We start from the raw sequence: 14,052 nt of genomic DNA, 5'->3' as shown, positions 1-14,052 counted from the left end.
GCGCGTCCCGGTCAGCGGGGCGGGGGCGTGCGGCGCGCCGGGCGGGTCAACGTCCGGGTGGCGGCGGCACCCAGCACCGTCCCCACGCCGATCACCAGCGTGGCCACCGCGGCCACCGCCCACGGCGACGGGCCGATCTCGGCCAGCCGGCCACCGCCGAGCGACCCGCCGGAGGCCGCCGCGAACAGCCCCAGCAGCGCGCCGGCGACCGGTCCCGCGAGCACGGCCGGCACCAGCAGCGCCGGCCAGCCCACCTCGGCGCGTTCCTCCGCCGCGGCACGCAGCAGCCGCCGGGCCAGGAGCCAGCCGGCCGCCATCGCGGCCAGTACCGGCACGGCCAGCAGCGCGCCACCGAGCCCGTCCATCGGGCCACGCGGCAGACCGGCCAGCAACGGTACGGCCGGCAGCGCGCCGACGGAGACCTCGCTCGTGCGGACGGCGGTGTCGGTGCCGACCGCGAACCCGGGGCCGAGCAGGTAACTCGCCGACCAGGCGGCCGCATTCGGCGCGTAGGCGAGGCTGACCAGGGTGATGCCCGCCTGGCCGGCCACCCCGGTCTGGTAGGCCCCGATCATGTCGGCCGCGTCGCCGCCACCGGTGGCCACCGCCAGCCCGGCCGCGCCGGCGCCCGCGCCGCACAGCAGCAGCGCCGCGACCAGTCCGGTACGCAGACCGTCGCGCACCGGCGGCGGGCAGCGTGCGGCCAGCAGCGCCCACACGCCTGTGGTGCGCAGGGCGCCGACCAGGGCGGCCGGTACGCCGAACGCGGCGAACACGAGCGCGGCGGTGACCGGGGAGACACGCAGGCCGCCCGCGTCGACAGCGAACGCGGCGAGCGCGCCGAGCAGCGCGTACCCGATGCCGACCGCGACTGCGACGGTGAGCGCCTGGCGGGGTGAGCCGGCCCCGCGCGCGCCGACGGCCCGGCTGACGTGCACCCCGGCGCGGGTGAGCCGCCAGACGGCGAGCGCACTGAGCGCGAGCGGCGCCAGGCCGAGCGGCCCGGCGGTGGTCTGCAACGGCACCCCGTGCCCGAGCAGCCAGCCGGCCAGGCCGGCGCGCAACGCGCCGGCGAACGATCCGGCGTCCTCGCTGAGCTGGGCCAGGCCCAGCACCGCGGAGACCGGCAGCCAGGAGGTCAGCGCCGCCCAGAGTGCAGCCACCCCCGCCGCGACCGGCAGCGGGGCCCGGCTGCGGCGCTCCTCACCCGATCGGGGGGCGGGCACCCGCGCGGCCGGGCGGGCACGGCCGGCCGGCCGGGCGCCGGCGGGGGGACCGGTGGCCGGACGGCGGGGCTGGTCAGGGGTGACGCGTGACATCGTGTCTACTCTGGCACGCCGCGAGAAGGACGGCAGTCCGATACCGCGTCGGCAGCGTGGTGAGTTCGCCGATCCCCGGTCCCGTGGTGGTGTTCCGGTCTAGCCTCGGCCTCAGACGCGACAGTTCCCGTCGCGGCGCCGACCGCTCGGAGGAAGCCGTGCACGCTCCGTTTCCGCCGCCCCCGCCGCCACCGGCCGTCGGCCGGGACCGGACCACCCTCTGGGGCGTCCTCGGCATCGTCTTCGGCCTGTTCTGCTGCGGCATCCTGGGCATCGTCTTCGGCGCGCTGTCGATCCGCGACGCGCGGCGCAACGGCAGGTCGCAACTGCTCGGCTGGCTGGGCATCGCGTTCGGTGTGATCAACATCGTCGCCAGCGCCATCGTGAGCGCGCGGGGCAACTCGTACTACCCGTACTGGTATCGCTGAACGCGAGAGGGCCGGCCGGTTCCCCGGTCGGCCCTCTCGGCGCGTCGTACGGCCGCTCAGCGGCCGGACATGATCTCCCGCATCAGGTTGGCGGTCTCGGTCGGGGTCTTGCCGACCTTGACGCCCACCGCCTCCAGCGCCGCCTTCTTGGCGTCGGCGGTGCCCGCCGAGCCCGAGATGATCGCGCCGGCGTGGCCCATGGTCTTGCCGGGCGGGGCGGTGAAGCCGGCGATGTAGCCGACCACCGGCTTGGTGACGTTGGCCTTGATGAACTCGGCCGCCCGCTCCTCGGCGTCGCCACCGATCTCACCGATCATGACGATCGCGTCGGTCTCCGGGTCCGCCTCGAAGGCGGCCAGGGCGTCGATGTGGGTGGTGCCGATGATCGGGTCACCGCCGATGCCGACGCAGGTGGAGAAGCCGATGTCGCGCAGCTCGTACATCATCTGGTAGGTCAGCGTGCCGCTCTTGCTGACCAGGCCGATGCGGCCGGAGCCGGTGATGTCGGCCGGGATGATGCCGGCGTTCGACGCGCCCGGCGAGGCGATGCCCGGGCAGTTCGGGCCGATGATCCGGGTGCGCTCGCCCTGGGCCCGGTTGTACGCCCAGAACGCGGCGGTGTCGTGCACCGGCACGCCCTCGGTGATCACCACGGCCAGGTCGATGCCGGCGTCGATCGCCTCGACCACGGCGGCCTTGGTGAACTGCGGCGGTACGAAGATGACAGTGACGTCCGCGCCGGTGTCCTTCATCGCGTCCGCGACGGAGGCGAAGACGGGCAGCTCGGTGCCGTCGAAGTCGACAGTGGTGCCGGCCTTGCGCGGGTTGACGCCGCCGACCACGTTGGTGCCGGCGGCGAGCATCCGCCGGGTGTGCTTCGAACCCTCGGAACCGGTCATCCCCTGCACGATGACCTTGGAGTCCTTGGTCAGCCAGATAGCCATTGTCAGACCCCCGCAGCTGCCAGCTCGGCGGCCCGCTCGGCCGCGCCGTCCATGGTGTCGACCCGCTGGATCAGCGGGTTGGCCGCGCCGTCGAGGATCGCCCGACCGGCCTCGGCGTTGTTGCCGTCGAGGCGGACGACGAGCGGCTTGGTGGCCTTCTCGCCGCGCTGCTCCAGCAGCGCCAGCGCCTGCACGATGCCGTTGGCGACCGCGTCGCAGGCGGTGATGCCGCCGAAGACGTTGACGAAGACGCTCTTGACCGACGGGTCGGACAGGACGATCTCCAGCCCGTTCGCCATCACCTCGGCGCTCGCGCCGCCGCCGATGTCGAGGAAGTTGGCCGGCTTGACGCCGCCGTGCCGCTCGCCCGCGTACGCGACCACGTCGAGCGTGGACATGACCAGGCCCGCGCCGTTGCCGATGATGCCGACCTCGCCGTCGAGCTTGACGTAGTTGAGGTCCTTGGCCTTCGCGGCCTGCTCCAGCGGGTCCACCGACGCCTGGTCGACCAGGGCCTCGTGGTCCGGGTGCCGGAACCCGGCGTTCTCGTCCAGGGTCACCTTGGCGTCCAGGAGCAGCAGCTTGCCGTCCTTGGTGGTGGCCAGCGGGTTCACCTCGACGAGCGTGGCGTCCTCGGCCACGAACGTCTGCCACAGCTTGACCGCCACCTCGACCACCTGGTCGGCGATCTCGGCCGGGAAGCCGGCCGCGGTGACGATCTCGCGCGCCTTGGCCTCGTCCACGCCGGTGTTGGCGTCGATCGGCGCCTTCACGACCCGCTCCGGGGTCTCGGCCGCGACCTGCTCGATGTCCATGCCGCCGGCCACGCTGGCGATGCAGAGGAAGGTGCGGTTCGCCCGGTCGAGCAGATACGAGAAGTAGTACTCCTCGGCCACGTCCGCGGTCACGGTGATCATGACCTTGTGGACGGTGTGACCCTTGATGTCCATGCCGAGGATGTCGGTGGCCCGGGCCACCGTCTCCTCCGCGCCCTCGGCCAGCTTCACGCCGCCGGCCTTGCCGCGGCCACCGACCTTCACCTGCGCCTTGACGACCACCCGGCCGCCGAGGCGTTCGGCGATCGCGCGGGCCTCCTCCGGGGTAGTGGCGACGCCGCCGGCGAGCACGGGCAAGCCGTGCCGCTCGAACAGGTCCCGCCCCTGGTACTCGTACAGGTCCACGATTGCGCGTCCCGTCCCGTCTCCGCGGCGCGCCGTCGCGCCGCCACCAGCTTCGGAAAATCAGTTTGACGCCTGTCATCAGAAGAGACAGGCCATTTGCCGCAGCCTAACGAGATGGGAACCGGCGGCAACCGAGCGGGTGCGGGGTGTGCGGTAATGCACAGGCCGGGGCGGCCGGGCGGTCCCGGCCGCGCCGGGCGTCAGCCGTCCGGGGGATGTCCGGGCCGGGGCGTAACCGCCCGTCGGGGGCGTCGTTGAGTGTGATGTCGGCGCGCTGGTCAAGCGCGACGACGGGAGCGGCCGATGCCCTGTCGGTCGAGGGGTGGCGGCGGGGCATCGTGCATAGAGGGGCCGGGCGTGTGAGGGGTGCGTCCGGCCCCTCCCCCGTGCCCGGAGCCGCAAATGCGGTGGCCGGGCCCGCGGGGGCCGGGATCCCAGCCGGTCAGCCGACCGGCTGGGCTACGTTCTCCCGCACCCACTCGACGATGGACCCGGTGGTGGCGCCCGGGGTGAAGATCTTCGCGACGCCGAGCCGCTCCAGCTCCGGGATGTCGGCCTCGGGGATGATGCCGCCGCCGAACACCACGATGTCGGTGGCGTCGCGCTCGGTGAGAAGTTCGACGACGCGCTTGAACAGCGTCATGTGCGCGCCGGAGAGCACCGAGAGGCCGACCGCGTCCGCGTCCTCCTGGATCGCGGTCTCGACGATCTGCTCCGGCGTCTGGTGCAGGCCGGTGTAGATGACCTCCATGCCCGCGTCACGCAGGGCGCGGGCGACCACCTTCGCGCCCCGGTCGTGGCCGTCCAGGCCGGGCTTCGCGACGACGACCCGGATACGAGAGCTCATCTGCGCACACCTTTCACCGGCACTGCTGACCTTAACGAACGGTAACCCGGCCGGGCGGGAGGCGGGAAGCCGGGCCGGATCATCCCACATATGCGCCACCCACTACCGCCCACCCGGGTACGCGGAAAGCCGGACACCTCCGCCGTTCGGTCACTGTCCGCGACGAACGGGCGGTCGACAGGCCATCCGACCGGCGGCACGAGATATGACAAGGTCGGATGGAATCGGACATAACGAATCGGCATTTCGGCGCTTCGGCTTGTGACAGGAGTGGCGGTTGGCTAACGTGTCCACGGTTGTCATCAGGTCCACGGACGGGTGACGACGCGACACCGGAGGTTCGAACGAGCTTCACCGAACGGTCCGGAGTCGCATCGGATCCCCGACAACGGAGGGTGTGCGTGCGTCAGCGCCTGTCGTCTGAGCCCGATCGCTATCGCGGCCGTCGCCGCGTACCCACCCCCCCGCGGAGCCGCTACGCCGCGGTGGTCACCACCGCGTTCGTCGGCGCCGGCATCGTCGCCATCGGCGCGAACGCCCTCCCCGACGCCAAGAGCGTCAACCCGTCGGTCCTCGACGAGCTCCGGCAGGCCTCAGTCGCCAGCCAGGACGCCGCCGCCCGGGCCGACAGCGCGGAGCGCCCGTCCCGCGCCGACCGCTCCGACAGCGAGGCCGCCGAGCAGGATCCGTGGCTCCTGCCGCTGCACGGCTACGACTTCAAGTCCCCCTACGGCATGCGCTGGGGCAAGCTGCACACCGGCATCGACCTGGTCGCCCCGGAGGGCACGCCCTACAAGGCGGTCCACGCCGGCACCGTCACCAAGGCCGGCTGGTTCGGCGGCTACGGCTACGCCGTCATCGTCAAGCACTCCGACGGCAGCGAGGCCATCTACGGCCACTCCTCCGCGGTGACGGTCAAGGAGGGCCAGGAGGTGAAGGCCGGCGACCAGCTCGGCCTGGTCGGCAACACCGGGCACTCCTACGGCTCCCACCTGCACCTGGAGATCCATGTCAAGGGTCAGCCGGAGGACCCGGTGGCGTTCCTCAGGGATCGCGGAGTGGACATTCAGCTCGAAGTCGAGGCAGTTTACAGCGACGTAGCCGCGTCCTGACGCTCCGTACCGCCCCATCACCGCCCGGACCGCACGGTCCGGGCGGTTTCGTCTGCGCCGATGTATGCCACGTCACACCTGCGGATGTGGGCGGGAACACATCGACGAATGATCATCTCTTCGGCCGAACCGGCCGACCGGTCGCAAACGGGACGCGTGGCAGCGACGCGGGCCACCCCCGCCACCCCCCGATACCCGCTGCGACCTGCACCGACACCAGTATTTCGAGGTCACGTGCCCCTCGAAACCGATGAAGGACCCCGTGCAGCACAGCAGCCCCACCCCGGACAACGCTCCCGCCCGGCACCGGCGTCCGCGCCGCGCCCGGCGCACCGTCTACCTGGTCACCGGCGCGGTAGCAGTGCTCGGCCTCGGCATCGGTGGCGTGGTCGCCACCACCGTCCCGTCCGACCCGAAGCCTGCCGCCGTCGACCTCGGCGTCGCGGCCCGCGCCGACGACGCCGCCCGCGCCGACCGTTCGGCCCGCGAACCGGTCACCCCGTCCGCCGTACCGGCCAGCCCGTCGCCGAGCCCGAGCGCCACCACCCCGGCACCGAAGAAGACGGCGACGGCCAAGCCCAAGCCCAAGCCGACGAAGAAGCCAGTGGCGAAGAAGCCGACGTGGGTCATCCCGATGAAGGGCGCCGACATCACGTCCTGCTACGGGCCCCGCTGGGGCACCCAGCACGCCGGCATCGACTTCGCCATGCCGGCCGGCACGCCGATCCACGCCGCCGCGGCGGGCACCGTGGTCAAGGCCGGTGACGTGGGCGACGGCTACGGCATCTCGGTCTTCATCGACCACCACAACGGCTACCTGACCCACTACGCCCACCAGAGCCGGCTCGCCGTCGGCGTCGGCGACACGGTCAAGGCCGATCAGGTCATCGGGTACGAAGGCTCCACCGGCGACTCCACCGGCCCGCACCTGCACTTCGAGGTGCACCAGGGCGCGATGTGGAACCAGATCGACCCGGCGCCGTTCCTGCGCGCCCGGGGCGTCGACGTAGCCTGCTGACCGCGTCTGTAGGTTCTCGAAAGAGATGTCCCATCCTCAAATGAGTTGACCACGGTTCGTCCATGGGAAGCTTGAGGCACGAGATGTCGCGGTGGCGTTCCGGTCGGGTACCGACGCTGTGGTCGACTCGTCGCTTGATCATGTGGTTGTTGACGACGTTGCCGGTGGTCTGCCGGTGCGGGAACGGCCACACCGTCACCTGCCTCAACCACCCCGGCCTGCCCCGCGACGTCCGCCGCGCGGTCGAAGGCCAACGCATTGGATGGCAACGCCTGCACCGCTCCAGCAGATGCCGACCTACCCCAGCATGAACAGCACGGCAGCAGCGCTCGGCCTGCACACCCAGAACCTCAACCTGCAACTGCAACGCCTCGAAGCCGACATCGGCGCCCAGCCACTCCTACGCGCACCGCACCGCTACGCGCCCATGACCCCAACCCCACGCGGCCAAAGCCTGCTCGACGATCTCGACCAGCCAGCCGTCCGCGAACTACTGCACCGCTATGCCGGTGCCAACGCCCGACCCAAAGTCGGCCCCTACAATCGGCACCGCATCCAGCAAGCGATCCCGGCATGACCGTGGGCCGCCGACGCGTACGCCGACGGCCCACGTTTGACGAAACCCGCTCTACACGCCGATGGCGTGTTCGAGCAGGTTGCGGTGCTGGATCATCCAATCAGCGGCGCGGGCCCGCCAGGCCAGCGCCCACAACGGTGCCGGATCGGTCGAGTCCGGCGTGATCCCGGCACGGGCCGCCTCAGCGGCGCAGTCCCGAATCGCCAGCTCGATCATCCGCCCGACAAACCCGTCCCGAGCAGCTACCGGCAGTTCATAGCCGTCCAGGAACAGCCGCAGGTGTCGCGCCCGCGTGGCGGCGTCCGGCAGGTCGTTGCGTTCGGCCACGTCATCGCCGTGCAATTGGGCGTTCCACCACCCGGCCACGGCAACCTCGTCGAGCGCGTCGACTGGCCCGGCCAGCTCCCAATCGATCAACGCCGCCGGACGACCATCGACGATGGCGACGTGCCACGGCCCGGCATCGCAGTGCCCGATCAGCGAGCCCTCACCGGGACGGTGCATCCACCACGGCTGCCAGACCGCATCCGGCGGCGGCTCGAAACTGGCCGTGGCATGGTGCAGATCGCGCAGCAAAGCACCGGCCTGCCACACGCCCTCGTCCGACCAGGCGTGAGGGTGCACGAAGCTGCCCTCGATCCAGGTCAGCACCTCGTTGCCGTCGGCGTCGACGCCGTCGCCGACCACCCGCGGACAGCCTGAGAATCCGACCTGTTCCAAATGGCGCAGCAGAGCATGCACAGTGCCGGTCCACGGCCGGACCGGACGACGCACGGTGTTCCCCACGCGAACAGCGCGGCTGGGGCCGCCTTCGGCCGCTGGCAGCGGCTCGAAGGAGGATACGGAATCCACGAAATTCTCCTCAAATCAGCGCAGTAAGCGGTGAACATGGCGCCGAACAACGGGCGCCAGCAACTGGCAACGCGGAACCGATCCACGGCCAGACGAACCGCAACGACGCGAGGAGCCGAACGTCCCGCCAGACTCCAAGAGCCCGGCGACAGCCACTCGAAGCTAGTGGCAGCGGATCAACGCGCGGTCGACTCCCGCATCGCCGCGATGGCAGCTACCTCGCTGACGACCATGCATGCCATGTCGACCTCCTCGACTGAGCGCTGACGAGGCCGAGGCTACGACTTCGCCTCTCATCTCGCCACCGAGATTCCTTTGGCGTCACGGCACCGCTACCACAACCACGTGCACACCAACGCTACGGGTAACGACTCCGCCACCCAAGGGCATCAAGAAACGACAAGTCGATGAGAAGAACCGGCCGACAAACCGTTGAGAAACAACCGTCACACCCAGGTCAGCCACGCGACCGACGACAAGGTCGACGAGAATCTACAACGCCACAACAGGAGGAGGGCCCGGCCCGGCAACGAGCCGGACCGGGCCCGCCCACGTTCAGAGCTTGTCGATCGGGGCGTGCCGCAGCACCAGCCACATGGTCTGGTCGCCGAAGTCGATCTGGGCCCGGGCACCCGGCCCGGCCCCCTCCACCGCCAGCACCCGGCCCAGGCCGTACCGCTGGTGGTTGACCCGGTCCCCGACGGAGACCTTCGGGGCCTGCTTCAGCTCGCTCGCGGTGGCCAGACGGCTGGCGTCCACGCCGAGCCGCTTCGCCAGTTCGGTCGCCTTGGGCGTGCCGCCGGCGAAGCCGCCGCGGCCGAGCCGGTCCGCCCGGCCACCCACGCCGCCGCCTCCGCCGCCCCACGAGGTGTACGACCCCTCGGTGCGCTCCCAGCGGACCAACTCCGGTGGCAGCTCCTCCAGGAACCGCGACGGCGGGTTGTAGGCGGGGGCGCCCCACGCCGAGCGGGTCACCGCACGGGACAGGTAGAGGCGCTGGCGGGCCCGGGTGATGCCCACGTACGCCAGCCGCCGCTCCTCCTCCAGCTCGCGGGTGTCGCCGAGCGAGCGCAGGTGCGGGAAGACGCCGTCCTCCAGGCCGGTCAGGAAGACCACCGGGAACTCCAGGCCCTTGGCCGTGTGCAGCGTCATCAGCGTGACGACACCCTGATGCGGCGCGGCATCGTCTGCCTCCGCGCCGTCAGGCGCCGAGGCCGGTGACGCAGGGATCTGGTCGGCGTCGGCGACGAGCGCCACCTGCTCCAGGAAACCGGCGAGCGTGGCCCGCTCGTCGTCGGCGCCGAGCGCCTCGATCCGCTCGGTGTACTCCCGGGCGACGCTCACCAACTCCTGGAGGTTGTCCACCCGGCCGGCGTCCTGCGGGTCGAGGCTCTCCTCCAGCTCGGCCAGGTAGCCCGAGCGGGTCAGCACCGCCTCCAGCACCTCCTCCGGCGTGCCGGTGCCGGCCAGTTCCCGGGCCGCGTCGAGCAGCGCGACGAACTCGGCGATGCCGTTCGCGGCCCGGGTGGAGATGCCCGGTGCGTCCTTGGCCCGGCGCAGCGCGGCACCGAAGGAGATGCGGTCCCGGGCGGCCAGCGCCTCCACGCACGCCTCCGCCCGCTCGCCGATGCCCCGGCGCGGGGTGTTGAGGATGCGGCGCAGGCTGACCGTGTCGTCGTCGTTCACCACCGCGCGCAGGTACGCGAGCGCGTCGCGCACCTCCTTGCGCTCGTAGAAGCGCACCCCGCCGACCACCTTGTAGGGCAGGCCGACCCGGATGAACACCTCCTCGAACACCCGGGACATGGCGTTGGTGCGGTAGAACACCGCCACGTCGCCCGGACGGGTCTCGCCGTCGTCGACCAGCCGGTCGATCTCCCGGGCCACCCAGTCGGCCTCGGCGTGCTCGGTGTCGGCGACGTACCCGACGATCTGTTCGCCGGACCCGGCGTCGCTCCACAGCCGCTTCGGCTTCCGGGAGGTGTTGCGGTCGATCACCGCGTTGGCCGCGTTGAGGATGGTCTGGGTGGAGCGGTAGTTCTGCTCCAGCAGGATCGTGCGGGCGTCGGTGAAGTCCCGCTCGAACTCCAGGATGTTGCGGATGGTCGCACCGCGGAACGCGTAGATCGACTGGTCGGCGTCACCGACCACGCACAGCTCCGCCGGCGCGACCCCCTCGGTCCCGGAGACCAGCTCCTTGATCAGCACGTACTGGGCGTGGTTGGTGTCCTGGTACTCGTCCACCAGCACGTGCCGGAACCGGCGCCGGTAGCTCTCCGCCACGTGCGGGTGCGACTGGAGCAGGTGCACCGTCGTCATGATCAGGTCGTCGAAGTCCAGCGCGTGCGCCTCGCGCAGCCGCCGCTGGTAGAGCGTGTACGCCTCGGCCAGCGCCCGCTCGTTCGGCCCCTTGGCCCGGCCGGCGAACTCCTCCGGGTCGACCAGCTCGTTCTTCAGGTTCGACACCTGCGCGGCCAGGCCCCGGGCCGGGTAGCGCTTCGGGTCCAGGTCCAGCTCGCGGGCGACCATCTGCATCAACCGGCGCGAGTCGTCCGCGTCGTAGATCGAGAACGTCGACTTCAGGCCGGCGTGCTCGTGCTCGGCCCGCAGGATGCGTACGCAGGCGGAGTGGAACGTCGAGACCCACATGAGCCGGGCGCGCGGGCCGACCAGTGCGGCCACCCGCTCCTTCATCTCACCGGCGGCCTTGTTGGTGAACGTGATCGCGATGATCTCGCCCGGGTGCACGTCGCGGGCGGCGAGCAGGTAGGCGATCCGGTTGGTCAGCACCCGGGTCTTGCCGGACCCGGCGCCGGCCACGATCAGCAACGGGGAGCCGGCGTGGGTCACCGCGTCCCGTTGCGGGCCGTTCAGGCCGTCGAGGAGGGCAACCGGGTCCGACCCGGTGCCCCCGGGACGGCGCGGCGGGGTCGGCCGGGACTCCGGCGCGGGCGGGGACTCCGGCGCGGGCAGGGATGTGGGAATGTCGAAGAGAGGATGCATCGCAGCCCGAGTCTATGCCGCCGGGCGGACACTTCCCCGCCCGCGCCACCGCTGCGCGCACACGGTCACGTCTCACCTGTTGGTGCGTCTCCTTGCGCGCCCGCCCGGATGGTCGGCATACTCGACAGCGTGTTCGATCAGCGCTTCTCCTTTTACTACGGCACCGGGAGTCCGGCAGCCGTAGGTCGCGCCTGATCACAGACCTGCGAAACGCCCCGGGCTCCCAGAGCCCGGGGCGTTTTCGTTCCGGGATCCGGGTACCGGGCCCGAGCCCCGAGAGGGACGACGATGATGACTGACGTGGTGGAGTCCAGCGGCAGCCTGGCGCGGCACGACTTGACGGCCGGCGGCGACCCGACCGGGGCCGCGGCGGCCCGGACCGGCACCGACGACGCGACGGCGGCCGAGCGGATCGGCGAGATCCGGCGGCGGATCGACGAGATCGACCGCACCCTCATCGCGCTCTGGCAGGAGCGGGCGGCGCTCTCCCAGGAGGTCGGCGCGACCCGGATGGCGTCCGGCGGCACCCGGCTGGTGCTCTCCCGCGAGCGGGAGATCCTGGAGCGGTTCCGGTCCGAACTCGGCGCCGACGGCACCCAGCTCGCGCTGCTGCTGCTGCGCGCCGGCCGCGGCCCGCTGTGACGTGGCGACACGCCCCCGGATACGACGAACCGCCTGCCGACGTCGAGCTGACGCCGGCAGGCGGTCCGGAACGGATCAGGCCACCTCGTGGGTGGCGACGATCTCCCGCTTCTCCGCGAAGTGGCAGGCGCTCGGGTGGTCCGAGCCCGGCCGGATCTGGAGCAGCGGCACCTCCTGGGCGCAGACGTCCTGCGCCTTCCAGCACCGGGTGCGGAACCGGCAGCCCGAGGGCGGGCTGACCGGCGAGGGCACATCGCCCTGGAGCCGGATGATCGCCTTGCTTTCCCGCAAGGTCGGGTCCGGCACCGGCACCGCCGACAGCAGCGCCTGGGTGTACGGGTGGGTCGGCCGCTCGTAGATCTCGTCCTCGGTGCCGATCTCCACCATCTTGCCCAGGTACATCACGGCTACCCGGTCGGAGAGGTGCCGCACCACGGACAGGTCGTGGGCGATGAAGACGTACGACAGCCCGAACTCGGCCTGGAGCTTCTCCAGCAGGTTCATCACCTGGGCCTGGATCGAGACGTCCAGGGCCGACACCGGCTCGTCGCAGACGATCACCTCGGGCCGCAGCGCCAGCGCCCGGGCGATGCCGATGCGCTGCCGCTGGCCGCCGGAGAACTGGTGCGGGTACCGGTTGATGTGCTCCGGGTTGAGGCCGACCAGGTCGAGCAGCTCCTTGACCTTGGTGCGCCGGCTGCCGCGCGGAGCCACGTCGGGGTGGATCTCGAACGGCTCGCCGATCAGGTCACCCACCGTCATCCGGGGGTTCAGCGAGGTGTACGGGTCCTGCATGACCAGCTGGATCTGCCGGCGCAGCCGCCGCAGCGCGCCACCGGAGAGCTTGGAGATGTCCTGGCCCTTGTAGAGCACCTGACCGGCGGTCGGCCTCTCCAGGTTCATCAGTACCCGGGCCAGCGTCGACTTGCCGCAGCCGGACTCGCCGACCACGCCGAGCGTCTCGCCGGCCTTCAGCTCGAACGAGACGCCGTCGACGGCCTTGACGTGGCCGATGGTCTTCTTGAACACCACGCCCCGGGTCACGGGGTAGTGCTTGACCAGGTCACGAACCTCGATGATGTTCTCAGTCACGGTTCACCAGTTCCTCCGCGAAGTGGCAGGCGCTGGCCCGGCCGTTGCCCAGTTGCAGCAGCGGCGGGACCTTCTCCAGGCACACCGGCTGCGCCATCGGGCAGCGCGGGTTGAACGCACAGCCCGGCGGGATGTTCATCAGGTTCGGCGGGAGGCCCTTGATGGTGCGGAGCTCCTGCCCCTTCTCGTCCATCCGCGGGATCGAGTTGAGCAGGCCGAGCGTGTACGGGTGTGCCGGCTTGCGGTACAGGTCGTAGACGTCGGCTTCCTCGACGATCCGCCCGGCGTACATGACCGCGATCCGGTCCGCGACGTCGGCGACCACGCCGAGGTCGTGGGTGATCAGGATCATGCCCATCTGCCGTTCCCGCTGGAGTTCGCCGAGCAGGTCCATGATCTGGGCCTGCACCGTCACGTCCAGCGCGGTGGTCGGCTCGTCGGCGATCAGCACCTCGGGGTCCAGCGCCAGCGACATGGCGATCATCGCGCGCTGCCGCATACCGCCGGAGAACTGGTGCGGGTAGTTGCTGAAACGGCCCTTGGCGTTGGGGATCTTCACCTGGTCGAGCATCTCGATCGCGCGCTTCTTGGCGTCCGAGCGGCTCATGCCGCGCCGGATGCGGAACTGCTCGGCGATCTGGAAGCCGACTGTGAAAACCGGGTTGAGGGCCGAGAGCGAGTCCTGGAAAATCATGGCGATGCCCTCGCCCCGGATCCGCCGCCGCTGCTCGGGGGACATGGTGAGCATGTCCTTGCCGTGGAAGCGGACCTGCCCACCGGTGACGAACCCGGGCGGGGTGTCCAGGATGCCCATGATGGTCTGCGCGGTGACGCTCTTACCGGAGCCGGATTCGCCGAGCACGGCGAGGGTCTCCCCCGCGTCGACGTGGTACGTGACTCCGTTGATGACCTTGGCGACGCCGTCCCGGGTGCGGAACTCGACCCGCAGGTCGTCGACCTCGAGCAGGCGGCCCGAGGAGCGGCCGGATCCGTCGGCGCCCGGCGCGGACTGCTCGGACACGAGAATGTCGGACAAC

The 14,052-nt window shown here is 71.2% G+C and carries 13 protein-coding genes; 5 read left to right on the top strand and 8 right to left on the bottom strand.

The window, feature by feature from the left end:
• Window positions 1-11: 11 nt before the first annotated feature.
• A complete protein-coding gene (locus C569_RS0104790; RefSeq protein WP_018784662.1) occupies window positions 12-1,319 on the bottom strand; it encodes a DUF6350 family protein in 1,308 nt (435 codons plus the stop codon).
• A gap of 158 nt (window positions 1,320-1,477) precedes the next feature.
• Between C569_RS0104790 and C569_RS0104785 the strand changes: the two genes are divergently transcribed.
• Window positions 1,478-1,747, top strand: coding sequence for a hypothetical protein (locus C569_RS0104785; RefSeq protein ID WP_018784661.1), 270 nt, complete (start codon window positions 1,478-1,480; stop codon window positions 1,745-1,747).
• A gap of 56 nt (window positions 1,748-1,803) precedes the next feature.
• On the opposite strand, the gene sucD is transcribed toward C569_RS0104785, so the two are convergent.
• The 3 genes from sucD to C569_RS0104770 all read right to left on the bottom strand — a co-directional run bounded on the left by sucD (window position 1,804) and on the right by C569_RS0104770 (window position 4,719).
• On the bottom strand, window positions 1,804-2,691 hold the full coding sequence (gene sucD / locus C569_RS0104780) for a succinate--CoA ligase subunit alpha (protein WP_018784660.1): 888 nt from the start codon (window positions 2,689-2,691) through the stop codon (window positions 1,804-1,806).
• 2 nt (window positions 2,692-2,693) lie between these two features.
• Complete coding sequence (gene sucC / locus C569_RS0104775; RefSeq protein ID WP_018784659.1) at window positions 2,694-3,872, bottom strand: ADP-forming succinate--CoA ligase subunit beta; 1,179 nt, start codon at window positions 3,870-3,872, stop codon at window positions 2,694-2,696.
• Window positions 3,873-4,314: 442 nt separating this feature from the next.
• Window positions 4,315-4,719, bottom strand: coding sequence for a cobalamin B12-binding domain-containing protein (locus C569_RS0104770; protein ID WP_013288515.1), 405 nt, complete (start codon window positions 4,717-4,719; stop codon window positions 4,315-4,317).
• A 401-nt stretch (window positions 4,720-5,120) separates the two neighbouring features.
• On the opposite strand from C569_RS0104770, the gene C569_RS0104765 reads away from it, so the two are divergent.
• From C569_RS0104765 to C569_RS33045, 3 genes are all read left to right on the top strand, one after another.
• A complete protein-coding gene (locus C569_RS0104765) occupies window positions 5,121-5,831 on the top strand; it encodes a M23 family metallopeptidase (RefSeq protein ID WP_026267704.1) in 711 nt (236 codons plus the stop codon).
• Window positions 5,832-6,081: 250 nt separating this feature from the next.
• Entirely contained in the window at window positions 6,082-6,849 is a 768-nt protein-coding gene (locus tag C569_RS0104760) for a M23 family metallopeptidase (RefSeq protein ID WP_018784657.1), read from the top strand.
• 289 nt (window positions 6,850-7,138) lie between these two features.
• Window positions 7,139-7,426, top strand: a complete 288-nt coding sequence (locus tag C569_RS33045) for a hypothetical protein (protein WP_155945498.1) — start codon at window positions 7,139-7,141, stop codon at window positions 7,424-7,426.
• A gap of 51 nt (window positions 7,427-7,477) precedes the next feature.
• Here C569_RS33045 and C569_RS0104755 read toward each other — a convergent pair whose 3' ends face one another.
• Window positions 7,478-8,278, bottom strand: coding sequence for an aminoglycoside phosphotransferase family protein (locus tag C569_RS0104755; protein WP_155945497.1), 801 nt, complete (start codon window positions 8,276-8,278; stop codon window positions 7,478-7,480).
• Window positions 8,279-8,833: 555 nt separating this feature from the next.
• Window positions 8,834-11,281: a DNA helicase PcrA gene (gene pcrA / locus C569_RS0104750; RefSeq protein ID WP_018784655.1), complete on the bottom strand. Its 2,448-nt coding sequence runs from the start codon at window positions 11,279-11,281 to the stop codon at window positions 8,834-8,836.
• 288 nt (window positions 11,282-11,569) lie between these two features.
• Between pcrA and C569_RS0104745 the strand changes: the two genes are divergently transcribed.
• On the top strand, window positions 11,570-11,923 hold the full coding sequence (locus tag C569_RS0104745) for a chorismate mutase (protein ID WP_018784654.1): 354 nt from the start codon (window positions 11,570-11,572) through the stop codon (window positions 11,921-11,923).
• A gap of 75 nt (window positions 11,924-11,998) precedes the next feature.
• Here the strand turns inward: C569_RS0104745 and C569_RS0104740 are convergent, their stop codons facing one another.
• Both C569_RS0104740 and C569_RS0104735 read right to left on the bottom strand, forming a co-directional pair.
• On the bottom strand, window positions 11,999-13,015 hold the full coding sequence (locus C569_RS0104740) for an ABC transporter ATP-binding protein (RefSeq protein ID WP_018784653.1): 1,017 nt from the start codon (window positions 13,013-13,015) through the stop codon (window positions 11,999-12,001).
• Window positions 13,008-14,036 carry an ABC transporter ATP-binding protein gene (locus C569_RS0104735; RefSeq protein ID WP_018784652.1) on the bottom strand — a complete coding sequence of 343 codons (1,029 nt, stop codon included), beginning with the start codon at window positions 14,034-14,036 and terminating at the stop codon, window positions 13,008-13,010. Before C569_RS0104735 ends, C569_RS0104740 begins: the two co-directional genes overlap by 8 nt.
• Window positions 14,037-14,052 lie beyond the last annotated feature (16 nt).

Source organism: Micromonospora sp. CNB394, assembly GCF_000374985.1.
In the GTDB taxonomy this organism is placed as follows: Bacteria; Actinomycetota; Actinomycetes; order Mycobacteriales; family Micromonosporaceae; genus Micromonospora; species Micromonospora marina.
This window is presented reverse-complemented; position numbering and strand designations above follow the sequence as displayed.

Bases quoted from the DNA above. Each gene is read 5' to 3' on its own strand.
- pcrA (WP_018784655.1), bottom strand. From the start codon at position 11,281: ATGCATCCTCTCTTCGACATTCCCACATCCCTGCCCGCGCCGGAGTCC.
- C569_RS0104745 (WP_018784654.1), top strand. From the start codon at position 11,570: ATGATGACTGACGTGGTGGAGTCCAGCGGCAGCCTGGCGCGGCACGAC.
- C569_RS0104790 (WP_018784662.1), bottom strand. From the start codon at position 1,319: ATGTCACGCGTCACCCCTGACCAGCCCCGCCGTCCGGCCACCGGTCCC.
- C569_RS33045 (WP_155945498.1), top strand. From the start codon at position 7,139: ATGCCGACCTACCCCAGCATGAACAGCACGGCAGCAGCGCTCGGCCTG.
- C569_RS0104760 (WP_018784657.1), top strand. From the start codon at position 6,082: ATGAAGGACCCCGTGCAGCACAGCAGCCCCACCCCGGACAACGCTCCC.
- sucD (WP_018784660.1), bottom strand. From the start codon at position 2,691: ATGGCTATCTGGCTGACCAAGGACTCCAAGGTCATCGTGCAGGGGATG.
- C569_RS0104770 (WP_013288515.1), bottom strand. From the start codon at position 4,719: ATGAGCTCTCGTATCCGGGTCGTCGTCGCGAAGCCCGGCCTGGACGGC.